General features: G+C 66.3%; 25 protein-coding genes. 15 read left to right on the forward strand and 10 right to left on the reverse strand.

Annotated features, from left to right (window positions below; all coding sequences use genetic code 11):
- Positions 1-99 precede the first annotated feature (99 nt).
- Both API01S_RS14505 and API01S_RS14510 read right to left on the reverse strand, forming a co-directional pair.
- Positions 100-918, reverse strand: a complete 819-nt coding sequence (locus API01S_RS14505; RefSeq protein ID WP_050729512.1) for an IclR family transcriptional regulator — start codon at positions 916-918, stop codon at positions 100-102.
- A gap of 12 nt (positions 919-930) precedes the next feature.
- Positions 931-1,758: an HAD-IIB family hydrolase gene (locus API01S_RS14510; protein WP_050729511.1), complete on the reverse strand. Its 828-nt coding sequence runs from the start codon at positions 1,756-1,758 to the stop codon at positions 931-933.
- A 148-nt stretch (positions 1,759-1,906) separates the two neighbouring features.
- Between API01S_RS14510 and ribBA the strand changes: the two genes are divergently transcribed.
- The 6 genes from ribBA to API01S_RS14540 all read left to right on the forward strand — a co-directional run bounded on the left by ribBA (position 1,907) and on the right by API01S_RS14540 (position 6,331).
- On the forward strand, positions 1,907-3,085 hold the full coding sequence (ribBA, locus tag API01S_RS14515; RefSeq protein ID WP_061304969.1) for a bifunctional 3,4-dihydroxy-2-butanone-4-phosphate synthase/GTP cyclohydrolase II: 1,179 nt from the start codon (positions 1,907-1,909) through the stop codon (positions 3,083-3,085).
- A gap of 10 nt (positions 3,086-3,095) precedes the next feature.
- A complete protein-coding gene (gene ribH / locus API01S_RS14520; RefSeq protein WP_006221647.1) occupies positions 3,096-3,620 on the forward strand; it encodes a 6,7-dimethyl-8-ribityllumazine synthase in 525 nt (174 codons plus the stop codon).
- Positions 3,589-4,098 carry a transcription antitermination factor NusB gene (gene nusB, locus API01S_RS14525; protein ID WP_006221646.1) on the forward strand — a complete coding sequence of 170 codons (510 nt, stop codon included), beginning with the start codon at positions 3,589-3,591 and terminating at the stop codon, positions 4,096-4,098. Before ribH ends, nusB begins: the two co-directional genes overlap by 32 nt.
- Before the next feature lie 136 nt (positions 4,099-4,234).
- Positions 4,235-5,200: a thiamine-phosphate kinase gene (gene thiL / locus API01S_RS14530; protein ID WP_050729509.1), complete on the forward strand. Its 966-nt coding sequence runs from the start codon at positions 4,235-4,237 to the stop codon at positions 5,198-5,200.
- A 70-nt stretch (positions 5,201-5,270) separates the two neighbouring features.
- Positions 5,271-5,777 carry a phosphatidylglycerophosphatase A family protein gene (locus tag API01S_RS14535; RefSeq protein ID WP_006221644.1) on the forward strand — a complete coding sequence of 169 codons (507 nt, stop codon included), beginning with the start codon at positions 5,271-5,273 and terminating at the stop codon, positions 5,775-5,777.
- Positions 5,774-6,331, forward strand: coding sequence for a CinA family protein (locus tag API01S_RS14540; RefSeq protein WP_006221643.1), 558 nt, complete (start codon positions 5,774-5,776; stop codon positions 6,329-6,331). Before API01S_RS14535 ends, API01S_RS14540 begins: the two co-directional genes overlap by 4 nt.
- A gap of 74 nt (positions 6,332-6,405) precedes the next feature.
- On the opposite strand, the gene pyrF is transcribed toward API01S_RS14540, so the two are convergent.
- From pyrF to API01S_RS14555, 3 genes are read right to left on the reverse strand one after another with little or no spacing between them, the layout of a single operon-like run.
- Positions 6,406-7,224 (reverse strand): orotidine-5'-phosphate decarboxylase, encoded by an 819-nt coding sequence (pyrF, locus tag API01S_RS14545; RefSeq protein ID WP_006221642.1) that lies wholly within the window; start codon positions 7,222-7,224, stop codon positions 6,406-6,408.
- An 8-nt stretch (positions 7,225-7,232) separates the two neighbouring features.
- Positions 7,233-8,552, reverse strand: a complete 1,320-nt coding sequence (locus tag API01S_RS14550) for an NAD(P)/FAD-dependent oxidoreductase (RefSeq protein ID WP_006221641.1) — start codon at positions 8,550-8,552, stop codon at positions 7,233-7,235.
- Positions 8,553-8,600: 48 nt separating this feature from the next.
- Positions 8,601-8,999 (reverse strand): diacylglycerol kinase, encoded by a 399-nt coding sequence (locus API01S_RS14555; RefSeq protein WP_006221640.1) that lies wholly within the window; start codon positions 8,997-8,999, stop codon positions 8,601-8,603.
- 168 nt (positions 9,000-9,167) lie between these two features.
- Between API01S_RS14555 and API01S_RS14560 the strand changes: the two genes are divergently transcribed.
- The 9 genes from API01S_RS14560 to API01S_RS14600 all read left to right on the forward strand — a co-directional run bounded on the left by API01S_RS14560 (position 9,168) and on the right by API01S_RS14600 (position 19,131).
- Complete coding sequence (locus tag API01S_RS14560; RefSeq protein WP_050729508.1) at positions 9,168-9,902, forward strand: FadR/GntR family transcriptional regulator; 735 nt, start codon at positions 9,168-9,170, stop codon at positions 9,900-9,902.
- Between the two features lie 126 nt (positions 9,903-10,028).
- Positions 10,029-11,003 (forward strand): sialic acid TRAP transporter substrate-binding protein SiaP, encoded by a 975-nt coding sequence (locus API01S_RS14565; protein ID WP_050729507.1) that lies wholly within the window; start codon positions 10,029-10,031, stop codon positions 11,001-11,003.
- A gap of 61 nt (positions 11,004-11,064) precedes the next feature.
- Positions 11,065-11,709 carry a TRAP transporter small permease gene (locus tag API01S_RS14570; protein ID WP_156329904.1) on the forward strand — a complete coding sequence of 215 codons (645 nt, stop codon included), beginning with the start codon at positions 11,065-11,067 and terminating at the stop codon, positions 11,707-11,709.
- A 57-nt stretch (positions 11,710-11,766) separates the two neighbouring features.
- Positions 11,767-13,176, forward strand: coding sequence for a TRAP transporter large permease (locus API01S_RS14575; protein ID WP_050729505.1), 1,410 nt, complete (start codon positions 11,767-11,769; stop codon positions 13,174-13,176).
- 15 nt (positions 13,177-13,191) lie between these two features.
- Positions 13,192-13,938 carry an SDR family oxidoreductase gene (locus tag API01S_RS14580; RefSeq protein WP_006221634.1) on the forward strand — a complete coding sequence of 249 codons (747 nt, stop codon included), beginning with the start codon at positions 13,192-13,194 and terminating at the stop codon, positions 13,936-13,938.
- Positions 13,939-13,969: 31 nt separating this feature from the next.
- Positions 13,970-14,836 (forward strand): fumarylacetoacetate hydrolase family protein, encoded by an 867-nt coding sequence (locus tag API01S_RS14585; RefSeq protein ID WP_061304970.1) that lies wholly within the window; start codon positions 13,970-13,972, stop codon positions 14,834-14,836.
- 38 nt (positions 14,837-14,874) lie between these two features.
- The gene (locus tag API01S_RS14590; RefSeq protein ID WP_050729503.1) at positions 14,875-16,410 is read left to right on the forward strand and encodes a UxaA family hydrolase; all 1,536 of its coding nucleotides are present in this window, start codon (positions 14,875-14,877) and stop codon (positions 16,408-16,410) included.
- Positions 16,411-16,538: 128 nt separating this feature from the next.
- Positions 16,539-18,059, forward strand: a complete 1,521-nt coding sequence (locus API01S_RS14595) for a mannitol dehydrogenase family protein (RefSeq protein WP_050729689.1) — start codon at positions 16,539-16,541, stop codon at positions 18,057-18,059.
- Positions 18,060-18,072: 13 nt separating this feature from the next.
- Positions 18,073-19,131 (forward strand): Ldh family oxidoreductase, encoded by a 1,059-nt coding sequence (locus API01S_RS14600; protein ID WP_061304972.1) that lies wholly within the window; start codon positions 18,073-18,075, stop codon positions 19,129-19,131.
- Positions 19,132-19,216: 85 nt separating this feature from the next.
- Here the strand turns inward: API01S_RS14600 and API01S_RS14605 are convergent, their stop codons facing one another.
- Genes API01S_RS14605 through API01S_RS14625 form a run of 5 tightly spaced genes read right to left on the reverse strand, consistent with a single transcriptional unit; the run spans position 19,217 to position 23,833 of the window.
- A complete protein-coding gene (locus tag API01S_RS14605) occupies positions 19,217-19,927 on the reverse strand; it encodes an ABC transporter ATP-binding protein (RefSeq protein ID WP_006221629.1) in 711 nt (236 codons plus the stop codon).
- Positions 19,924-20,706 (reverse strand): ABC transporter ATP-binding protein, encoded by a 783-nt coding sequence (locus API01S_RS14610; RefSeq protein ID WP_050729501.1) that lies wholly within the window; start codon positions 20,704-20,706, stop codon positions 19,924-19,926. Before API01S_RS14610 ends, API01S_RS14605 begins: the two co-directional genes overlap by 4 nt.
- Positions 20,703-21,686, reverse strand: coding sequence for a branched-chain amino acid ABC transporter permease (locus tag API01S_RS14615; RefSeq protein WP_050729500.1), 984 nt, complete (start codon positions 21,684-21,686; stop codon positions 20,703-20,705). Before API01S_RS14615 ends, API01S_RS14610 begins: the two co-directional genes overlap by 4 nt.
- A gap of 10 nt (positions 21,687-21,696) precedes the next feature.
- On the reverse strand, positions 21,697-22,617 hold the full coding sequence (locus API01S_RS14620; RefSeq protein ID WP_006221626.1) for a branched-chain amino acid ABC transporter permease: 921 nt from the start codon (positions 22,615-22,617) through the stop codon (positions 21,697-21,699).
- A gap of 40 nt (positions 22,618-22,657) precedes the next feature.
- A complete protein-coding gene (locus API01S_RS14625; RefSeq protein WP_050729499.1) occupies positions 22,658-23,833 on the reverse strand; it encodes an ABC transporter substrate-binding protein in 1,176 nt (391 codons plus the stop codon).
- Positions 23,834-23,840 lie beyond the last annotated feature (7 nt).

A 23,840-nucleotide genomic window follows, 5' to 3' on the forward strand; every position in this document is an offset into this window, starting at 1 on the left:
GGACAGGCACACCTGGGAAAGTCCCTGCCTTTCTTTTCGGGTTTTGTTCGAATTGTTCGCTTTATGTTCGTTTGTTTGCGAACGTCGACGGCTGGCCGATCAGCCCCGATACCCCAGCTTGCGCGAGATCTCTTGCGCGCACGCCAGCAGCGGCCGGGCGATCGTGCCATCCCACGACACATCGAACAGGCCGGTCGGCCCCAGGCTGGTCAGCGCCAGCACGATGTTGCCGGTGTTGTCGAACACGGGCACCGACAGCGCATCCACGCCCGGCAGCGGGTTGCCCAGCGCGCGCGCCATGCCATGCACGCGGATGTCGGCCAATTGGGCCTCGATGTTGGCGCGCGAGGCCTTGCGTGGCGGCGGCACGCTGGCGATGACGGCCGTGTCGCCTTCTTCGCGGGCGATGTAGTGCTCGCTGACCTTGGGCGGCAACCACGCCGCGAACACCAGCCCGGTGGCGGTGTGCAGCATGGACATCACCGTGCCCTTGCGCATGTTCACGTGCACCGGATAGCTGGCTTCGGTCATGTGGATCATCGTGGGGCCATGCGAACCCAGCACGGCGATGCCCAGCGTGTGGCCGATGTCCGATTGCAGCCGGGCGATCTCGGGCATGGCGATGCGGACCGGGTCCAGCCGTTGCAGGCTGACCAGCCCCATCTGCAAGGCGAAAGGCCCAAGTTCATACTGGCCGGTAACGGCGTCCTGCTGCACCAGCCCTACGCGGATGAAGCTGACCAGGTAGGGGTGGGCCTTGGCGGACGTCATGCCGGCGCCCGCCGCCAGGTCGCGCAGGGTCAGCGGCTTGCCGGCATCGACCAGAGCGGACAGCAGCGGCACGCCCACTTCGATGGACTGGATGCTGCGGCGGCCGTCATTGGCGGGTGCGGCGGGGGTCGTCTTGGAGGTGGCCACGATGCGCGGATCTCAGGCTGAAAGCAGGGAAGACGGCGCGGCCGCCTGGCGCGCGGCCAGCAGCCGATCGGCCATTTCGACAAAGCCCGCGCCGCCATGGAAGGCGGCCACGAAAGCCGGGCGGTGCGTCAGGCGGTGCAATTGCGCCTGGATGTTGGCCACGCCGACCGAAATCGGAAAGTACGCGAACATGGGTTCGTCATTGGGCGAATCGCCGATGAACAGCGTGCTGTCCAACGCATTCGCAACGTCCTGGCCGAACTCGCGCTGGAACATCGTGCGCGTCATGGTCAGCTTGTCGTAGTCGCCAAACCAGCCGTTGACGTGGATCGAGCTGACCTTGGCCTGCGCGCCGGCGTCCTGGAAGATCTGGACGATCTTGCTGACGGCCGAATCGGGCAGGGCAGGCACGTCTTCGCAGAAGTCGATGGCCAGGTCGGCCACGCGGTAGTCCTGGTCGCTGGCCACCGCGCAGCCGGGCACCTCGGCCAGCACGCGGTCGCGGATGGCGTCCAGGCGTTTGCGGCTGGCCTGGCGCGAGGCGGCGCCGGTCCAGTAATGGGTGGTCATGCGGCGGGCCTGGCGGTCGTAGGCGTAGTAGAACGCGCCGTTTTCCCCCACCACGGCGCGCACCGGCCACATGCGGGCGATATGGTCGCACCAGCCGGCCGGGCGGCCGGTAATGGGCACGACCTGGATGCCAGCCTGTTCCAGGCGCTCCAGCGCCGCGTAGGCGTCGGCCGGCAGGCGGCCTTCGGTGGTCAGCGTGTCGTCGATGTCGGTCAGGACGACGCGAACCGCCGCCGCCACGGTCAAAGGCATGGCCGCAAGGGCTTGCATGAGGTTTTTCCTTCGAGTTTTAAGGGGGATCTCCGGGCGAAAGTTTAACCGTATGGCCCCCGGCGGGCGGCCTTATGACAGGCCGATAGGGGATCTGGGCCGAGGGGCGGTAAAATCCGGGCTTTCCCGCCTGGTTTGCGTGCCCGCCATGTCCGTCCAGTTGTCCTCTTTGCCCGGCTCCGAGCCGGAATCCTTCGGTATTGCTTCCGTTGCCGAAATCATCGCCGAGCTGCGTGCCGGCCGTATCGTCATCCTGGTTGACGAAGAAGACCGTGAAAACGAGGGCGACCTCGTCATGGCCGCCGAATTCGTCACGCCCGAAGCCATCAACTTCATGGTCACGCATGGTCGCGGCCTGGTCTGCCTGACGCTGACCGAAGAACGTTGCCGCCAGCTGGAGCTGCCCATGATGGCGGCCCGCAACGGCACGCGTTACGGCACCAACTTCACGCAATCGATCGAAGCCGCCGTGGGCGTCGAGACCGGCATTTCGGCCGCCGACCGCGCCCGCACCATCCAGGTGGCGGTGGCGCGCGACGCCAAGCCGACCGACCTGGTCCAGCCCGGCCACATCTTCCCGGTGCGTGCTGTGCCTGGTGGCGTGCTGGTTCGCGCCGGCCACACCGAAGCCGGTTGCGACCTGACCGCCATGGCCGGCCTGACGCCCGCCGCGGTCATCTGCGAAATCCTCAAGCCCGATGGCACCATGGCGCGCCTGCCGGACCTGGTGGAATTCGCCCGTCAGCACAATCTGAAGATCGGCACCATCGCCGACCTGATCCAATACCGCAGCGAACACGAATCCATCGTCAAGCGCGTGGGCAAGCGCTCGATGCAGACGGCCTGGGGCACGTTCGAAGCCGTGGCCTACGAAGATGCCGCGACCGGCTCCGCCCATTTGGCGCTGGTGCATGGTAACGTCTCTCCCGATGTCGAAACGCTGGTTCGTGTGCACGAGCCAGCATCGGTGCTGGATGTGCTGGACACGGGCGCCAGCCCGCACAGCTGGGGCGTGGCGCAGGCGCTGCAAGCCATTGCCGCCGCGCCGGCCGGCGTGCTGGTGCTGATGAATTGCCAGTCGTCCACGGAACATCTGTTCGGCCAGATCGCCGGCTGGAGCGACCCGAAGGCCCAGGCCGACGCCGCCGCCAGCACCGACCGCTTCGGATTGCGCACTCACGGCATCGGCGCCCAGATCCTGCGCGACCTGAAAGTGGGCCAGATGAGGCTGCTGGCCCGCCCGCGCAAGATGCCCAGCATGGCGGGCTTTTCACTCACCATTACGGGTTACGATTGCGACCCGCAGAATACTCCCGCAACACACTGAAGGCCGACACATGAACCCTTACATCCTTACCCCCGACCTGAACGGCGAAGGGCTGCACATCGGCATCGTACGCGCCCGCTTCAACGAAGAAATCGGCCAGGCCGAACTCGAAGCGTGCCTGAAGGAATTGGCCGAACTGGGCGTGGACGAACGCGACGTGATGGTCACCACCGTCCCGGGCGCCCTGGAACTGGGCGTGGCCCTGTCCCACATGGCCGAAACGTTTGAATTCGACGCACTGATCGCCTTGGGCGCGGTCATCCGTGGCGAAACCTATCACTTTGAAGTGGTCAGCAATGAAACGGCCACGGCAATCACCCGCATCTCCCTGGAAACCGGCATCCCCGTCGCAAACGGCGTATTGACCGTCGACACCGACGAGCAGGCGCAAGCCCGCGCCGCCGGCAAGGGTCGCGACTGCGCCCAGGTGGCCGTTGAAATGGCCAACCTGGTGGCGGCGCTGGAACCCGAGGAAGAAGACGAAGACGACGAGGACGAAGATTTTGACGACGAAGAAGACGACGACCAGCGCTGATAGCGCGGCGCAAGCCCGCGCCAACGCGCGCAGCGCACGCCGCCGTGCACGCGAATTCGCGCTGCAAGGCGTTTATGCGTGGCTGCTGCGCGGCGGCGAAGGCACGCAGGACGCCGGCGAGATCGACGCCCATCTGCGCGACACCGAGGATTTTTCCGAGGCCGACGCACAGTGGTTCAAGACCTTGCTGCATGGTGTCCTGCGCGAAGCGCCCACGCTGCGCGAGCGTTTCACGCCCTATGTCGACCGCCCGCTGGCCGAGTTGTCGCCCGTTGAGCATGGCATCCTGCTGATCGGCAGCTTCGAACTGATTCATCACGTCGAAGTGCCGTACAAGGTCGCCATCAACGAAGCCGTTGAACTGGCCAAGTCCTTTGGCGGCACCGACGGCTTCAAGTTCGTCAACGGCGTACTCGACAAGCTGGCCGCCGACGTGCGTGCCAACGAGGTCCAGGCCGCGGCGCAGCAACGACGCTGAACCTGGCTGATGGCCTCTGAAGGGGTCAGGTGCCTGCCGCCCTGCGCGTATCCTGCGATGCGCCAGGCGTGGTTGGCGCCTGACCCCTTCCTCGTTTTTTCCCCGGCCGGCCACCGGCTGGATACCCGGAGTTGCCGTGGCGTCCGAATTTGATCTGATCGCGCGCTATTTCACCCGTCCCGCGCCTGCCGGCCTGCTGGGCGTGGGTGACGATTGCGCGCTGTTTCCCGTGCCTGTCGGCGAGCAGGTCGCCACCAGCACCGACCTGCTGCTGGAAGGCCGGCATTTCTTCCCCGATGTAGACCCGCGCGCGCTGGGCCACAAGGCGCTGGCCGTGAACCTGTCTGACCTGGCCGCCATGGGCGCGCGGCCCATCGGCTGCGTGCTGGGCCTGGCCCTGCCGCGCCTGGACGAGCCCTGGCTGGCCGCGTTCGCGGCCGGGTTCCATGCGCTGGCCGACGCCCACGGCTGCCCGCTCATCGGTGGCGACACCACGCGCAGCGCGCATGACCTGGCGATCAGCGTCACGGTGTTCGGCGCGGTGCCGCCCGGGCAGGCGTTGCGGCGCGCCGGCGCCAAGGCCGGCGACGACATCTGGGTGTCCGGCGAACTGGGCGCGGCCGATGTCGCCTACCGGCTGCTGGACGGGCAGTATCCCGCCAACCCCGCGCTGCTGGCCGCCACCCGCAATGCGCTGGAATGGCCCGAGCCACAGGTCGCGCTGGGCCTGGCGTTGCGCGGCGTCGCGAACGCCGCCATCGACCTGTCCGACGGCCTGTTGCAGGACCTGGGCCACATACTCGCCGCGAGCCGCCTGGGCGCTACCTTGGAATACGCGCGTCTGCCCGTGGCCGCCGCCGTCGCGGCCCTGGACGACGCGCCGCGCCGCCGCGCCGTGCTGGGCGGGGGCGATGTCTACCAGCTTTGCTTTACCGCCCCGGCCGCGCAGCGCCAGGCAGTGCTGGCGGCCGCCAGCGCCGCTGGCGCGCAAGTCACCCGAGTCGGCCAGACGCAGGCGGATCCCGGTCTGCGCGTGCTGGACGACCAGGGCCAGCCGCTGGCGGACCTGCCTGCCGGCTTCGATCATTTCCCCGCCGCCTGAACGGGCGCGCCCGCATTCCCACTCCTTCAACGGCCCAGGAACCATGCCTTCTTCCGACAAGTCCCCCTCCATGCGCGAACGCTCGCGGGCCGTGTACCCGTCGCTTTCCTGGGTGTGCCGCGACCCCGGCCGCCTGATCGCCTTCGGCCTGGGCAGCGGCTTGATCCGGCCGGCATCGGGCACCTGGGGCACGCTACTTGCTTGGGGCATCTGGGTGGCAGCAGCGCCTGCCGCCTCGGACCTGGCGATCGGCGTGTTCCTGGCGCTGGCCTTTCTGTATGGTTGCTGGGCCTGCCATCGCGTGGGCCAAGAACTTGGACAGGCCGATCATGTCGGAATGGTCTGGGACGAGATGGTGGCGTTTTGGCTGGTGCTGTGGCTGACGCCGGCGGGCTGGTTGTCGCAACTGCTGGCGTTCGCGCTGTTCCGCACGTTCGACATCGTCAAGCCGCCGCCCATCAAGTTCTTCGACGCCCATATCAAGGGCGGCTTTGGCGTCATGTGGGACGATATTCTCGCGGCCGGCTATGCGCTGCTGGTCATGGTTCTGGTTGCACGCACAGGAGTCTTGGGATGAGTGATCTGCAAGGAAGTACCCGTTCGAATCTGTCGGCGGCGCAGCTGTCGGAAGCCACGCTGGTTGGCTTGGCCGAACGGCTGGGCGACGCGATGCGGCGCCATGGCTGGATGATGGGCACGGCGGAATCGTGCACGGGCGGGCTGGTCGCGGGGGCCATGACGTCGGTGGCCGGTTCCAGCGACTGGTTCGAACGCGGGTTCGTCACCTACAGCAATGACGCCAAAGTGACCGAGCTGGATGTGTCGCCCGACGCGCTGCATCACTTCGGCGCGGTCAGCGAACCCGTGGCGCTGGAAATGGCCAACGGCGTCTTGCTGGCTTCCCCCGCCGCGCACGTGGCCGTATCCACCACCGGCATCGCCGGCCCGGGCGGCGCGACGCCGGGCAAGCCGGTAGGCATGGTGTGCTTCGGATTTGCGATGCGCGTGGGCGATGGCATCACCAGCCGCGCGGCCACGCACGTGTTCCCGGGCGACCGTACGCAAGTGCGCCTGGCCGCCGTGGAATTTGCATTGCGCGGCCTGCTGGAATTCGTGGGTACGCCCGGCTGAAGTAAATACGGCGCGTTGATTCTGGAATCAACGCGCCGTGCAGATCAAAAAACGTCGAGGGATGGGCCGGAAGTTCAGCGCACCGCGTTGATCGCGTCGCGCAGGCCCTTGGCGGCCTGGCCGGCGGCTTCGCGCCAATCGTCGCCGCCGCTGGCGTAGATGATGGCGCGCGACGAGTTGATCATCATGCCGCTGCGCGCGGCATTGGCGCCGGCGTTTACGGTGGCGGTGATGTCGCCGCCTTGCGCGCCGATGCCCGGCACCAGCAGGGGCAGCGCGTCGCCGATGCGCTGGCGCACCGCCGCCAACTCGTTCGGGAACGTGGCGCCCACCACCAGGCCGCATTGGCCGTTGGCGTTCCACTTGTCGGCCACCAGACCTGCAACGTGCAGGTACAGCGGTTCGCCGTTATCCATCTTCAAGAATTGCAGGTCGGAGCCGCCCGGGTTGGAGGTGCGGCACAGCACGATCACGCCCCGGTCGCGCCAGGCCAGATAGGGCTCGACCGAATCCAGCCCCATGTACGGGCTGACCGTCAGCGCGTGCGCCTGATAACGCTCGTAGGCTTCGCGCGCATAGTTTTCGGCGGTGGAGCCGATGTCGCCGCGCTTGGCGTCCAGCACGATGGGCAGGTCGGGATGCTTGTCGCGGATGTGCTGGCACAGCGCTTCCAACTGGTCTTCGGCGCGGTGCGCGGCGAAGTACGCGATCTGCGGCTTGAAGCTGCATGCGTACGGCGCGGTGGCGTCGACGATGTCGCGGCAGAACTGGAAGATGGCGTCCGGCTTGTCCTGCAATTCGCGCGGAAAGCGTTGGGGATCGGGGTCCAGGCCCACTTGCAGAAGCGAGTTGCTGGTGGTCCAGGCGTGTTCGAGTTTTTGCAGGAAATTCATGGGGGTGTTCAGTGCAGTTTGACCCGGGGGCGCGTGCGCCGCATCAGCAGGCGGGCCAGGGCAAGGGAAGCGGTGCGCGAGATGCCCAACACCGCCTTGTGATGCATCAGGTGCAGGCTCATGTACATCAAGCGCGCCAGTGTACCGCTTACGAAGAGTCCCCGTCCGGCAAGCTTGCCCATCAGGCTGCCCACGCCAGCATCCTGACCCAGCGACACCAGCGAGCCGTGGTCCTGATAGACGTACGGGGCGGTGGGCTCGGCAGTGCCACGCAGGCGCGCGGTCAGCTTCTTGGCCAGGTAGTCGGCTTGCTGGTGCGCTGCCTGGGCGCGCGCCGGCACGCTGCGGCCGTCGCGCCAGGGCGCCGAGCAGCAATCGCCCAGCGCCAGGATGTTCGGGTCGGCCGTCTCCAGCCGTTCGTTGACTTCCAGCTGGCCCAGCTTGTTCAGCGGCAAGCCCAGGTCGGCCAGCAGGGCCGGGCCCTTGATGCCGGCGGCCCACATGCACAACTGCGCGGGAAACTCGCGGCCATCGGCCGTCTTGACGCTGTTGCCGGTCACTTCCAACACGCGGCATGCCGTTTCCACGCCGATGCCCAACTCGGTCAGGCGGTGGGTGGCGGCTTCGGAGATCTTTTCCGGCAAGGCGGACAGAATGCGCGGCGCGCCTTCCACCAGCGTGATGGCCAGGTCGCGTTCGGCGCGGAAGTTCGGCAGGCCATAGGCGCTGACCACATGGCTGGCTTCGGTCAGCTCGACCGCCAGTTCGACGCCCGTCGCCCCGCCGCCCACGATCACCAGATCGAGCCGGGCCGAGGGATTGCGCACCTTGGCCTGATCCACCAGCGCCATGGCCTTGAGCATGGTCAGGCGGAACTGCTCGGCGTTTTCGGTGGTGTCCAGCGTGACGGCGTGGTCAGCCGCGCCGGGGGTGTTGAAGAAGTTGGACGTGCTGCCCAGAGCCAGCACCAGCGTGTCGTAGCCCAATTCGCGGCGGGGCAGCACTTCCATGCCCTGCGTGTCGTTGACGGCGTCCACCACGATCTGGCGGCGTTCGCGGTCGACACTGAGCAGGCTGCCCTGCGCGAAAGAAAAGCCGTTCATGTGAGCCAGCATCAGGTAGGACAAGCCTTCCTGGTGGATATCCAGCGTGCCGGCCGCGGCTTCGTGCAGCGACGGCTTCCAGATGTGGAACGGTCGGCTGTCGACCAGCGTGATGTGCTGGCGGCCGTGGAGTCGGCCCAGCTTTGCGGCCAGTTCAAGGCCGCCTGCACCGCCGCCAACGATGACGATGCGTTCAGAGCGTGCTGACGTCGAGTTAGGCATCATGGCTCCCAGTATAAAGATGGCCGCGTCCCCCTCGGGACACCGACCGTATCAATGCATGACGAAACGGCTGATCGCCACGCCGATCCAGACGGCGCCGGCAAAGATCAGCAGCAGCATGACCGCCGCGCTGCCCAGGTCCTTGGCGCGCCCCAGCAGCGGGTGACGTTCGACCGACAGCGCATCGGCCAGCGCCTCGATGGCGGAATTGAGCAGCTCGGCCGCCAGCACCATCACCACGGTGCCGACCAGAAAGAACACCTCGACCGTGGTGCGGCCCAGGAAGAAGGCGGCCGGAATCATCAGCACGGCCAGCGCCAGTTCCTGACGGAACGCCGCTTCGTATTTGACGGCCGCCTGCAAGCCCTGCCATGAGTAGCGCAGCGCATTCAGGATGCGGCGCAGGCCGCCAGAGCTTTTGAAGGGCGAGTGTTGCGGGTCGTGGGTCATGTGCGCGTAGGAAGGCCGGGTGTGGCGGCTTTTTAACAGATATGGGTTGCCCGCGTGGCGCGGCCCGAGACTATGGGCAAACCCCAATTGTGACCGATAGCGGGCAGGCGCAGGATTCTGGTCAATTGGTAAGGCCACTTTACCTTTTTGGTTCATCCCTGACCCAACATGCCGATCCAGACCATCGAGCCGCGCCGCCTGTACCGCCAGATCGCCGACCAGCTGCGTCTGCTGATCGAGGCTGGCGAATTTCCGGTCGGCGCGCGGCTGCCCCCCGAACGTGACCTGGCGCTGAAACTGGGCGTGTCGCGCCCTTCCGTGCGTGAAGCGCTGATCGCGCTCGAAGTCGAAGGCTGGGTGGAAGTGCGCATGGGCTCGGGTGTGTACGTGCAAAGCCTGTCGGGCGCGCCGCGCGCCAGCCTGACCGCAGAAAGCCCGCTGGAAACCATCCGCGCCCGCTGGACCATCGAAGGCGAACTCGCCGCCCAGGCGGCCCGCAACCCGGCGCCCGCGCTGGTCGACGGGCTGCTCGAAGCGGTGGGCGCCATGGAAGACGAGGCCGGCGCCGGCTTCGTGCCCATCCGGGGCGACCGGCTGTTTCACCTGCGCGTGGCCGAAATGGCCAACAACGCCGTGTTGGTGCGTGTCGTCGGCGAATTGTTCGACGAACGTCACAACCCCTTGTCGGTCAAGCTGGGCGACTACTTCGAAAACCCTGACAGCTGGGCCGTCGCCATCACCGAACACCGTCGCGTCATCACCGCCATTGCGGCCGGCGACGAAGCCGCCGCGCGCGCGGCCATGCATCACCATCTTTCCTGCTCGTTCGACCGCCTGACCGCCAGTTGGCCCGGCGCGGCCGACACGATGCGCATCGATAGCAAAGAACCGGCGGCGTCCTGACGCCACCGGGGTTCCGCAGTCGCAGTACGAAGGTGCACCTGTATGTGATATTCCGATGTGAAACATAAAGCGGACCGGCCCACAACAACATACGCCGCGCCCGCCACCTCAAAGAGAGGAGACAACATGAATCGAGGCAACGCTATCAAAGTGCTGTTTGCCGCCGTCGCGCTAGCCGTCAGTGGCAGCGCGCTGGCGCAAACCAAGTTGAAATGGGCGCATGTGTACGAGACGTCCGAACCCTTCCACACCTCGTCGGTGTGGGCGGCGCAGGAAATCGAGAAACGCACCAAAGGCCGCTATCACATCGACGTCTATCCCGCCTCTCAGCTGGGCAAGGAAAACGACATCAACCAGGGCCTGACCCTGGGCACGGTGGACATCATCATTTCCGGGTCCAGCTTCGCCGCCAAGAGTTTTCCGCGAATCGGCGTCACGTACTACCCCTACACCTTCCGCAACCCGGAACACCTGATCGCCTACACCAAGAGCGACATCTACAAAGAGCTGACGCGCGGCTACGACGAGAAAAGCGGCAACCACATCGTCGCCACCACGTACTACGGCACGCGCCAGACCACGTCCAACCGCGCCTTCACCAAGTGCTCTGAAATGAAGGGCATGAAGATCCGCGTGCCCGATGTGGCCGCCTACCTGGCCATGCCGCGCGCCTGTGGCGCCAACACCGCGCCGATTGCGTTCGCCGAGGTCTATCTGGCCTTGCAGAACGGCACGGTGGAAGCGCAGGAAAATCCGCTGACCACCATCGAAGCGAAGAAGTTCTACGAAGTGCAGAAGAACATCGTGCTGACCGGCCACATCGTCGACCACCTGAACACGGTGATCTCCGGCAAGCTGTGGAAGAGCCTGTCCGACGAGGACAAGAAGATCTTCGCCGAGGTCGCCCAGCAGGCGTCCGAGAAGGCATCGGCCGAAGTCGCTGACAGCGAAAAGAAGATGGTCGAGGTGTTCAAGAAGCGCGGTCTGAACGTGGCCGAAGTCAACATCGACGACTTCCGCAATACCGTGCTGGAGAAGGTGCCGTTCGAGCAATACGGCTATCAGAAATCGGATTGGGAAAAGATCCAGGCGGTGAAGTAGGCCGCGCGGGCGGGCCCGTTGCGGCCCGCCGACTCTTACCCATTCCGATCAGGGGAACGTCATGCACTCGAATGCGAAAGCGGCGCCGATGGCGGCCGTCAGCCATGGCCCGACGGCGGCGCCAGGGCACTCCACGTCACCTTCCGGGCCGCACCAGGCCAGCGTCGACGAGATCGTCCACAGCTTCGAAGAGGCCGATCATCACGAGGTCAGCCTGGCTGGCTATCAGCCTGAAGACTGGATCTGCCTGGGCATATTCTGGGTGATGTCGTTCCTGGTCTTTTTGCAGTTCTTCTCGCGCTACGTGTTGAACGACTCCTTCGCCTGGACCGAAGAGCTGGCGGTGTATTGCCTGATCGGCGTGGTGTTCCTGGGCGCGGCGATGTGCGTGCGCGCCTGCCGCCATATCCAGGTGGACTTCCTGTACCGCTACCTGCCCAAGCCGGTGGGCCGCGTGCTTTCCACGGTGATCGACATCCTGCGCACCGCCTTCTTCGGCTACACGGTCTGGCTCACGTATCGCTACATCGTGCTGGTGGGCGACGAACCCATGACCACGCTGTTCTGGAACAAGTCCTACGTGTACTGGCTGGCGCTGGCGGGCTTCGCCATGATGTTCCTGCGGTCGGTGCAGGTGTCGGTGCAGAACTGGCGGCAAGGCTATTCCATTCTGGAAAACCCGGCGGCCTACGAGTCGCAGGATTGATCCCATGCGCCGGGGCGCGGCCCCTGCGGCGTTGCAGTGCCTTCCCAGGAGCAAGACATGGGCACATTGATCGGAACCTTTTTGCTGTTGATGATTCTGGGCCTGCCGGTGGCGGTGTCCATGGCGGGTGCATCGCTGCTGTTCGTGCTGATCTCCGGCAGCGTGCCGGACGTGGTGGTCGCGCAGCGCATGATCGCGGGCGTGGAATCCTTTCCGCTGCTGGCCGTGCCGTTCTTCATCCTGGCCGGCAACCTGATGAACATCGCCGGCATCACCGGCCGCATCTACAACTTCGCCGTCGCGCTGGTGGGCTGGATGCGTGGCGGGCTGGGGCAGGTGAACATCATCGGCTCGGTGGTTTTCGCGGGCATGTCGGGCACGGCGATTGCCGACGCGGCCGGCCTGGGCACCATCGAAATCAAGGCCATGAAAGACCATGGCTACGAAACCGAATTCGCGGTCGGCGTGACGGCGGCCTCCGCCACGCTGGGCCCGATCATTCCGCCGTCCTTGCCGTTTGTCATTTACGGCATGATGGCCAACGTGTCGATCGGGTCGCTGTTCCTGGCGGGCCTGATTCCGGGCGCGGTGCTGACGATATTGATGATGCTGACCGTCGCCTATTACGCGCGGCGCAACAACTGGGGCGGCGACGTCGCCTTCAACTGGAAGCGCCTGGGCGGCGCGGGCCTGGAAGTGCTGATCGTGCTGGCGTTCCCCGCATCGATCTGGCTGATGACGCTGGCCGGCCTGTCGCCCAATGCGGCCACCGGCATTGCATTCGTGGCGCTGCTGGTGCTGGACTGGCGCTTCAATTTCTCGGCCGTGATGGCGCTGATGGCGCCGGTGATCCTGATCGGCGGCATGACGCTGGGCTGGTTCACTCCCACCGAAGCCGCCGTGGCGGCGGTGATCTGGGCGCTGTTCCTGGGCCTGGTGCGCTATCGCTCGATGACGATGCGCACGCTTGCCAAAGCCACGTTCGACACCATCGAGACCACGGCGTCGGTGCTGTTCATCGTGACCGCCGCATCGGTCTTCGCGTGGCTGCTGACCACGACGCAGGCCGCGCAGACGCTGACCGACGCCATCCTGAGCGTGACGCAGAACAAGTGGGTGTTTCTGCTGATGGCCAACGTGCTGATCCTGATCGTGGGCTGCTTCATCGACACCATCGCCGCCATCACGATCCTGGTGCCCATCCTGCTGCCCATCGTGCTCAAGTTGGGCATCGACCCGATCCACTTCGGCCTGATCATGACGCTGAACCTGATGATCGGCCTGCTGCATCCACCGATGGGCATGGTGCTGTTCGTCTTGGCGCGGGTGGCGCGTCTGTCGGTCGAACGCACCACCATGGCCATCCTGCCCTGGCTCGTGCCGCTGTTCGTGGCGCTGGCCGCCATCACCTACATTCCGCAGATCACGCTGTGGCTGCCCACCGCCATGGGCATGGCCGGCAAATAACAGGAGCGCGCATCCATGTCAGAAAGACTGCAAGGCAAGACCGCCATCGTGACCGCCGCAGGCCAGGGCATCGGCCGCGCCGTGGCCGAGGCGTTCGTGCGCGAAGGCGCGAACGTGCTGGCCGTGGACATCAACGCGGCCGCGCTCCAGACGTTGTCCGGCTGCCGCACGCAAGTGCTGGACGTGACGGACGGGCGCGCCATCGCCGCGCTGGCGCAGGACGCGGGGCCGGTGAACGTGTTGTTCAACGGCGCGGGCTTCGTGCATGCCGGCACCATCCTGGACTGCGACGAAGACGCGTGGGACTTTTCCTTCAATCTGAACGTGCGCTCCATGTACCGGCTGATCCGCGCCTGCCTGCCGGGCATGCTGGCGCGCGGCGGCGGCTCGATCGTCAACATGGCCTCGGTGGCGGGCAGCATCAAGGGCGCGCCCAACCGCTGCGCCTACGGGGCGACCAAGGCCGCCGTCATCGGCTTGACCAAGGCCGTTGCCGCCGACTTCGTGGCGCAGGGCATACGCTGCAACGCCATCTGCCCAGGCACGGTGGAATCGCCGTCCTTGCACCAGCGTATCGAAGCGCAGGCGGCAGCCAGCGGGCAGACAATCGATGCGGTGCAAGCCGCGTTCACCGCCCGTCAGCCGATGGGCCGGATCGGCCGCAGCGAAGAAATTGCCGCGCTGGCGGTGTATCTTGCCAGCGATGAATCCGCGTTCACCACGGGCACGACCCAGGTGATCGACGGCGGCTGGACCAACTGACGTTTTTCTCTTTACGCAACAAGGAACCGTTATGAAACTGATGCGCCATGGCGCCAAGGGCTTTGAAAAGCCCGGCCTGATCGATTCGCAGGGCAAGCTGCGCGACCTGTCTTCGGTGCTGCCCGACATCACCGCGCAGACCCTCAGCGCCGCGCGCCTGGCCGAGCTGCGCGCGCTGGATGTGTCCAAGCTGCCGCTGGTGGACAACCCCGGCCGCGTGGCGCCGCCCTGGAGCGGCATGGGCAAGTTCATCTGCATCGGCCTGAACTACGCCGACCACGCCGCCGAATCCGGCCTGCCCGTGCCGGCCGAACCCGTCATCTTCATGAAGCCGACCTCGGCCGTCGTCGGCCCCAATGACCCCGTCGTGCTGCCGCAGGATTCGGTCAAGACCGATTGGGAAGTCGAACTGGGCGTGGTCATCGGCGAGAAGGCGCGCTACGTCAGCGAGGCCGACGCGATGAAGTACGTGGCCGGCTATTGCGTCGTCAACGACGTGTCCGAACGCGAATACCAGATCGAGCGCGGCGGCACCTGGGACAAGGGCAAGGGTTGCGACACCTTCGGGCACATCGGTCCGTGGCTGGCCACCGCCGATGAGATCCCCAATCCCCAAGACCTGGAAATGTGGCTGGAGGTCAACGGCAAGCGCTATCAGAACGGCAGCACGCGCACCATGGTGTTTGGCGTGGCGCAGCTGGTGGCCTATGTCAGCCGCTTCATGACGCTGTATCCCGGCGACCTCATCAGCACCGGCACGCCGCCCGGCGTGGGCATGGGCCAGAAGCCCGCGCCCGTCTACCTGAAGGCGGGCGACGAGATCAAGCTGGGCATTGCGGGCCTGGGAGAACAGCGCCAGCGTGTCCATGCCTGGGACCCGGCCTTGATCGACGGCTGATCGCGCGCCTGCCGCACCCCTTACTTTCCGGAGTCTTCATGTCCCAGAACGATACGGCCGTCATACGCATCCACCCGGCGGACAACGTGGTGATCGCCCGGCGCCAGCTCGTCAGCGGCACGCGGATCGAAAGCGAAGGGGTGACGGTGCAGGGGCTGGTGCCGCCCGGCCACAAGCTGGCCGTGCGCGCCATCGCGGCGGGCGAGCCGGTGCGCCGCTACAACCAGATCATCGGTGTGGCGCGCCAGCCCATCGCGGCCGGCCAGCATGTGCATACGCAGAACCTGGAGTTCTCGGATTTCGAGCGCGACTACGCGGTGGGGCAGGGCGCGCATCCTACGGATTACGTGGCGCAGCCGGCCACCTTCGAGGGCATCGTGCGCGCCGATGGCCGCATCGCCACGCGCAACTACATCGGCATCCTGACCAGCGTGAACTGTTCGGCCACGGTGGCGCGCGCCATCGCCGACCACTTCCGCCGCGACATCCATCCCGACGCGCTAGCTGCCTGTCCGAACGTGGACGGCGTGGTGGCGCTGACCCACGGCGCGGGCTGCGCCACCGGCAGCGAGGGCGAACCGTTGAAGGTGCTGCGCCGCACGCTGGGCGGCTACGCGCGCCACGCGAATTTTGGCGGGTTGATGGTGGTGGGGCTGGGCTGTGAAACCAATCAGATCGGCGGCTTGATGGAGCAGGAAGGCTTGCGCGAAAGCGGCCTGTTGCACACCTTCAACATCCAGGACACGGGCGGCACGCGCAAGACCGTGGCGCGCGGCATCGAACTGGTGGAACAGATGCTGGAGCAGGCCAACCAGGTGCGTCGCCAGCCTGTACCGGCCAGCCATCTGACGGTGGGCCTGCAATGCGGAGGCTCCGATGGTTATTCCGGCATCAGCGCCAACCCCGCGCTGGGCGCGGCCGTGGACTTGCTGGTGCGCCACGGCGGCACCGCCATCCTGTCGGAAACACCTGAAATCTACGGCGGAGAACATCTGCTGACGCGCCGCGCGCAAACGCCGGCCGTCGCCGACAAGCTGCTGGCCCGCGTGCGCTGGTGGGAAGACTACTGCGAACGCAATGACGCCGAGATGGACAACAACCCCTCGGCCGGCAACAAGGCGGGCGGGCTGACCACCATTCTTGAAAAGTCCCTGGGCGCCATCGCCAAGAGCGGCACCACCAACCTGACCGACGTGTTCGAGTACGCGGAACCCGTGCGCACGCGCGGCCTGGTCTTCATGGACACGCCGGGCTACGACCCCGTCTCGGCCACCGGCCAGGTCGCGGGCGGCGCCAACCTGATCTGCTTTACCACCGGGCGCGGTTCGGCCTACGGCTGCGCGCCCGCGCCCTCGTTGAAGCTGTCCACCAACACGGCCTTGTGGCAACGCCAGTCCGACGACATCGACATCAATTGCGGCGAAGTGGTGGACGGCGCGCAAAGCGTGGCGCAGATGGGCGAACGCATCTTCCAGCTCATGCTCCAGACGGCATCCGGACGCCGTACCCGCAGCGAAGAACACGGCTATGGCCAGAATGAATTCGTGCCGTGGCAATTGGGCGCGGTGATGTGACGGCCGTCGATGTTGCATTTGGTCACTGCGCTGGTATCGAAGAAATCGGCGTCTGCGGATATCCTCATCCGCGCGCCGACTGGCCGGTCATTCGACAGGTGCATGGCGCCTTCCGCCACTGGTCAACCATGCTTGAACGTTTGAATACGGAGTCGTTGCCGCGCCTGCCCGCAGACGTGGAAAAACCTGTCTATGATCGCAGCCGGCTTACGCCCGGCATCGTGCATCTGGGATTGGGCGCATTTCATCGCGCGCATCAGGCGGTCATGACGGACCTTGCCATCGAGGCCAGCGGCGACCTGAGCTGGGGCATTCTGGGCGTGTCCTTGCGCAGCCCCGCCACGCGCGATGCGCTGACGCCGCAAGATGGCCTGTACACGCTGGCGCTGCGCGATGACGGTCCTGACGGACAGGCGCGCGAGCAACTGCGCGTGGTCGGTTCCGTGCTGCGCGTGATGGTGGCGGGCGAAGATCCCAATGCCGTACTTGAGCGGATCGCGTATCCGCAGACTCGCATCGTCAGCCTGACCGTGACCGAAAAAGGCTACAGCCATGAGCCGGCCACGGGGCATCTGCGCTGGGATGATCCCGACATCCTGCACGATCTTGAAAATCCGCACCGCCCGCGCAGCACGATCGGCATCCTGGTCTACGGGTTGGCGCTGCGGCGCGAGCGCGGGCTGCCGCCCGTCACCCTGATGTCTTGCGACAACCTGCGCGGCAACGGCGACCTGCTGCGCAGCCTGGTGCTGGCCTTCGCGCTGCGCGTGGACGTGGCGCTGACGGGCTGGATCGACACGCACTGCACCTTTCCCAATTCCATGGTGGACCGCATGGTGCCCGGCACCGACGACCATGACCGCGACCGCATTGCGCAGCGGCTGGGCGTGCAGGACGCCTGGCCCGTCGTGGGCGAGCCCTATCTGAATTGGGTGATCGAAGACAAGTTCGCCGCCGGCCGCCCCGCCTGGGAAACGCAGGGCGGCGCGACCTTCGTGCGCAGCGCCGCACCCTACGAGCGCTTGAAGCTGCGCATGGTGAACGGCCCGCATTCCACCTTTGCCTATCTGGGCGCATTGCTGGGGCACCAGACCATCGGCGTATCGGTGCGGACGCCTGCGTTGCACGCATTTGTCGAAGCCATGATGCGGCTGGAAATCGCGCCGACCTTAAGGGGCATTCCGGATGGCGGGCTGGAAGAATACGGTCGCCGCTTCCTGGCGCGCATCGCCAATCCAGCGCTGCCGCACCCCACGCCGCAAGTAGCCAGGGACGGCTCGCAGAAAATTCCGCAGCAACTGCTGGAGACCATCCGCGCGCGCCTGCGCACGGGCGACGACATTCAGCGCCTGTCTTTGGCCGTGGCGGCGTGGCTGCACTATCTGCGCGGCGAGGACGAACAAGGTAAACGCTACGCCATCGAGGACCCGCTGGCCGCGCGTCTGGCCAAGCTGCTGTCGCGCGCCGAAGTCGCCGCGCGCGCGTGCGCGCCCGCCCAATCGGCGCACCGCCGCGCGATGGTGCTGGCGGGTTTCAAGCCGGTGTTCGGCGACCTGGGCCGCGCGGATGACTTCGTTACCGCGCTGTCCACGCATCTGGAAAACCTGCGCCAGCATGGCGTCATGTACGCGGTGCAAGCCGCCACCTGAAGGAGAGCGCCGCATGCCCATCGAAAGCCGAGTGGACGCCGAGACATGGGAACGCTGGGGCAGCGCCTGCCTGCGCGCCCAGGGTTTCAGCGACGACGATGCGCGCTGCCTGGCGGCAAGCCTGGCGCAGACGAGCCTCTGGGGCATTGATTCGCATGGCATCGCGCGGCTGCCGCATTACCTGAACCGCGTGGCGCATGGCTCTATCCAGGCGCGGCCGTCGATTCGGATCGAGCGCAGCGGTCCGGGCACGGCGCAAGTGTATGGCGGACAAGGGCAGGGCATCGTGGTGGCGCATCGGGCCATCGCGCTGGCCATCGACCTGGCGCGCGAAGCTGGGATCGCGGCGGTCGGCGTCAGCGATTCCTCGCATTGCGGCGCGGTCGGCCTGTACAGCCGCGCGGCCGCCCGGCAAGGCCTGATCGGCATCGCCTTCACGCATTCCGATTCCATTGCCGCGCCGCATGGCGGGCATCAGGCGTTCTTCGGCACCAACCCCATATCGATGGCTTTCCCGCGCGCGGACGGCGAGCCGTTGTGCCTGGACATGGCGACCACGGCCATACCTTGGAACCGCGTCATGAACGCGCGCCGCGACGGCGTGGCGCTGGCGCCGGGCGTGGCGATCGACGCCGAGGGCACCGACTGCACCGATGCCGAGGCCGTGCGCGCGCTGCGCCCCTTGGGCGGTGAAGTCTATGGCTACAAGGGCTATGGCCTGGCCATGGTGATCGAACTGCTGTGCGGCCCCTTGAACGGCAATCCGTTCGGGCCGCACATCTCGCCCATGTACGAACAGTTGCAGCGTCCGCGCGAGCTGGGCGCATTCTTCATCGTGATCGACCCTGCGCGCTTTGCCGGGGGCGCGGCGCTGGCGGGTGTGGTGGCGGCGATGGCGATGGAGTTGTCGCAAGCGCCGGGATCGCCGCGCGTACCGGGCGACCCCGAAGCGGCGGCACAGGTCGAACGCCTGCGCGACGGCCTGCCCGTGCCGCCCGCGTTGTGGATTGAAATGCAGGACTGGAGCGAGCGGCTGGGCGTGCCGTTGCCGGCGCAACGCGTGGGAGCTTGATGGGAGTGGTGAGGCGGCGACTGGTAAGGCACGGGCTGATAAGGCGCTGTCGGCGCCCACGGCCTCATGCTTGAACCCTCCGCGCCTACACCCCCAGGTACTGCAACAGCCTGGGCTCGTCGTCCAGGAATGCCTGCGATGTGCCCGTCCATGCCACGCGGCCCTTTTCGACGATGGCGTGATGGTCGGCCGTTGCAAGCAGCGGCTCAAGATTCTTGTCGATGCACAGCACGGCCAGCCCGGTCTGCTTGAGGCTGTCCAGCGCCGACCAGATTTCCTCGCGCACCACGGGCGCTAGCCCCTCGGTGGCTTCGTCCAGGATCAACAGGCGCGGATTGGTCAGCAGCGCACGGCCGATCGCCAGCATCTGTTGTTCTCCGCCCGACAGGTGGCTGCCCAGATGGCGTGCGCGTTCGGACAGGCGGGGAAACAGCGCATACACACGATCCAGGGTCCAAGCGTGTTCGAGGCCCTGACGGTTGTGGGCGGTGGCGACCAGATTTTCCCGCACCGACAGATTCGGAAAGATGTGCCGGCCTTCGGGTACCAGCCCGATGCCGCACTGCGCCACCTTGTAGGACGGCAGGCGGCTGATGTCCTGGCCATCAAACACGATGCTGCCTTGCGTGGCGCGCGTCAGCCCCATCACCGCCTTCACCGTGGTCGACTTGCCCATGCCGTTGCGGCCCAGCAGCGTCACGAATTCGCCGGGTCCGATATCCAGGTCGATGCCGAACAACGCCTGGCTGGCGCCGTAGTGGGCGGTCACGCCGCGCAGCGATAGCAGGGGGCTCATGCGGCTTCTCCTTGCTTGCGGGGGCTTCTTGCGCTGCCTCGTTCGCTGCCCAGATAGCATTCGCGCACCTGGGGATCGTTGCGGATCTGGTCGGCCGTGCCGCAAGCCAGCGCGCTGCCGTAGACCAGCACGGTAATGCGATCGGACAACGCGAAGACGGCCTGCATGTCGTGTTCCACCAGCAAGATCGTGTAGCGCCCGCGCAGTTGCAGGAGCAGGCGCGTCATGGCTTCGGATTCGTGCTGACTCATGCCGGCCATGGGCTCGTCCAGCAGCAGCAGCGACGGCTGGCACGCCAGCACCATGGCCAGTTCCAATTGGCGCAGCTCGCCATGCGCAAGCTCACCCGCTGGCGTATTGGCGCGCGCCGACAGCCCGGTGAGCACCAGCGCCTCGTGAGCGGGGTCGGTCAGCGCAGCGGTGGCCAGGACCGGCTTGAAGAACCGGAAGCTGTGGCCACGCTGTGCCTGCACCGCCATCGCCACGTTTTCCAGCGCGGTGAAGGGCTTGAACACCGAGGTGATCTGATAAGAGCGCGCCAGCCCGTGGCGCACGCGGGTGTGCACCGGCATGCGCGTGATGTCGCGATCGCCCAGCAGCACGCGGCCCGCGTCCGGTCGAAGCTCACCGCTGAGTTGGCCGATCAGCGTGGTCTTGCCCGCGCCGTTCGGCCCGATCACGGCGTGCAGCTCGCCTGCCTGCACATCCAGCGACAGGTTGTCGGTAACGGTCAGGCCGCCGTAGCGCTTGACCAGGCCTTCGACACGCAACGCGCTCATTGCGGTTCTCCGGAAGGTTGACGCAGCGGCGGGCAGGCGCGTCGCAAGGGCGTGTCGCGCAGGCTGCCATACACGCCGCGCCGCGACACCAACACCACGCCCACGATCAACAGGCCCATGATCAGCATCCAGTGCCCGGTCAAGAGCTTCAAGCCTTCTTCCAGCAGCAGGAAGGCCAGCGCGCCGACCACCGGGCCGAACAGCGTGCCAATGCCGCCCAGCACCACCATCACGATCAGTTCGCCGGACGTGGTCCAGGCCAAGTAGGACGGCGACACGTACATCGTCAGGTTGGCCAGCAGCACGCCGGCCACGCCGCAGATCATGGCCGAGATCACGTAGGCCGCCAGCCGGTAGCGCAACGTCGGAAAGCCCAGCGCGCGCATGCGCCGTTCGTTGGCCTGGCAGCCACGCAACACCATGCCGAACGGCGCGTGGATCAGCCGGTGCATCAGCGCCAGCACCGCCAGCAGCACTCCGAAGGCCGCGTAGTACAGCGCCAGCGGCGTATCCAGCCGGAACGCGCCGAAGTCGCTGCCCGCAAACAGAGACATGCCATCGTCGCCGCCAAAACCGTCCAGCCCCGTCGCCAGAAAGTAGAACATCTGCGCGAACGCCAGCGTGATCATGATGAAGGCGATGCCGGACGTGCGCATCACCACGTAGCCGCTGACCAGCCCCACTACGGCGCAGGCGCCCAGCGCGCCGGCCAGATGCAGCCAGCCGCTTTCGATACCGTAGTGCGACATCACCCCGACCGAGTACGCGCCCAGGCCCAGATACAGCGCGTGGCCAAAACTCACCATGCCGCCAAAGCCCAGCAACAGGTTCAAGGCCAGCGCGGCCACGGCGTAGACCAGCACGCGGCCGAACAGCGCCAGCAGGAAAGGTTCGCCCTGCCAGTGGGCGTAGACGGGCAGCAGGGCCAACAGCAGCAGCAGGCCGCCGGCGACAAGAACACGTGGAGAGGATAGGTGCATGCGGTTCCCCTTATCCATGCTTGACGGGAAACAGGCCCTGCGGCCGCAAGGCCAGCACCAGCGCCATCACCACGTAGATCAGCATGGAGGCAATAGCCGGCCCGGCCGCATTGGCGGCGGCGGGCGGCAGCGTGGCGCGCAACAGCGTGGGCAGCAGGGCGCGGCCCAGCGTGTCGATCAGCCCCACCATCAATGCCGCCAGAAACGCGCCGCGCACCGAGCCGATGCCGCCGATCACGATCACCACCAGCGTCAGGATCAGGATGGGCTCGCCCATGCCGGTCTGCGCCGACAGGATGGGGCCGGCCATCAGCCCCGCCAGCCCGGCCAGCACCGCGCCCAGCACGAACAGCAAGGTGTTCAGCCGCGCGATGTTCACGCCCAGCGCGCCCACCATCATGCGGTCGGTGGAGCCGGCGCGGATCAGCATGCCCAGCCGCGTGCGGTGGATCAGCACATAGCAGCCGCCCGCCACCAGTAACCCCACCACGATGATCAGGAAGCGGTACAGCGGATACGTCACGCCCAGGATATCGATCGTGCCCGACAGCCACGACGGCAGCCCCATGCTGATGGGCGCGGGGCCCCAGATGATGCGCGTCAGTTCGTTGAAGAACAGGATGAAGCCGAAGGTGGCCAGCACCTGGTCCAGATGGTCGCGCGGGTACAGCCGGGCCAGCGCGATGCGGTCCAGCAAGAAGCCCAGCGCAGCCATGCCGACGATGACGGCGGCGCCGGCCAGCAGGAACGAACCGGTGTGGCGGAACACGGTGGCCGCGATGAACGCGCCCATCATGTACAAGGACCCGTGCGCCAGGTTGATGAAGTTCATGATGCCGAACACCAGCGTCAGGCCGGCAGCCAGAAGGAACAGCAGAATGCCAAGCTGCAAGCCATTCAAGGCTTGCACGAGCAGCAGCGTCGCGGACATGGGGGTCACCTTTGCCGGGCGGCCTGCGCCGCCGCCAGCCTTACTTCATCACGCATTGGGCGGCGTACTGATCGGACACCTTGGCAAGGTCCGCGAAGATCGGCCCCTTGTTCACGAACGCGACCTTGCCGTCCGCGCCCGCCTGCACGTCGGCGCGGAAGAAGCCGGCCACCGGGAAGTGATTGGGCTGATAGCGGAATTCGCCGCGCACCGAGGCGAAGTCGGCCGCTTCCAGCGCCTTGCGCAGCGCGTCCTTGTCGTCGACCTTGCCGCCGGTTTTCTTCAGGGCGGAACCGATCAGCTGCGCCGCGTCGTAGGATTGCGCCGCATAGCTGGAGGGCTCGCGGTTGTATTTCTGGCGGAACGCGGTGGCGAACGCCTTGTTCGCGGCGTTGTCCAGATCGGGCGAGTACGGCACGTTGGTGACCGCGCCCAGCGCGTCCTGTTGCAGCGCGGGCAGCGTTGCGCCGTCGATGGTGTCGACCGACAGCAGCGGGATCTTGCCGAACAGCCCCGCCTGCCGGTACTGCTTGATGAAGTTCACGCCCATGCCGCCTGGAAAGAACACATAGGCCGCGTCGGGCTTGGCGTCGGCCAGCGCGGCCAGCTCCACCGAGTAGTCGGGCTGATTGACCTGCGTGAACACTTCGTTGGCGATCTGGCCTTTGTAGAAGCGCTTGAATCCCGCCATGGCGTCCTTGCCGGCCTGGTAGTTGGGCGCAAGCAGGTAGACCTTCTTGAAGCCCATCTGGTTGGCCATTTCGCCGCTGCCTTCGTGGCGCTGGGTGTTGTTCCAGGACGTGGAGAAGAAATAGGGCGAACAATCCTTGCCCGCCAGATTGGTCGGCCCGGCGTTCGAGCCCACCAGGAACACGCCCGCGCTGGTCACGGGCCGCACCACGGCCAGCATCACGTTGGAATACACCACGCCGGTGATGATCGGCACCTTGTCGCTTTGCACCAGCTTGCGCGCGGCCTGCACGCCCACTTCGGGCTTGAACTGATCGTCTTCCTTGATGATCTGCACGGGCACGCCGCCCAGCTTGCCGCCGCCTTGTTCGACGGCCAGCATGAAGCCGTCAAGCTGGTCCTGACCAAGCACCGAACCGGGGCCGGTCAGTGTGGTCAACAAGCCGATTTTCACATCGGCCAGCGCTGAGGCCGACAGGGCCATGCCCATGACCGCAGCGGCGGCCAGCGTGGTGGTGCGTTTCATGTTTTTT

Source organism: Achromobacter piechaudii NBRC 102461, assembly GCF_001571245.1.
Classification (GTDB): Bacteria; Pseudomonadota; Gammaproteobacteria; order Burkholderiales; family Burkholderiaceae_B; genus Achromobacter; species Achromobacter piechaudii.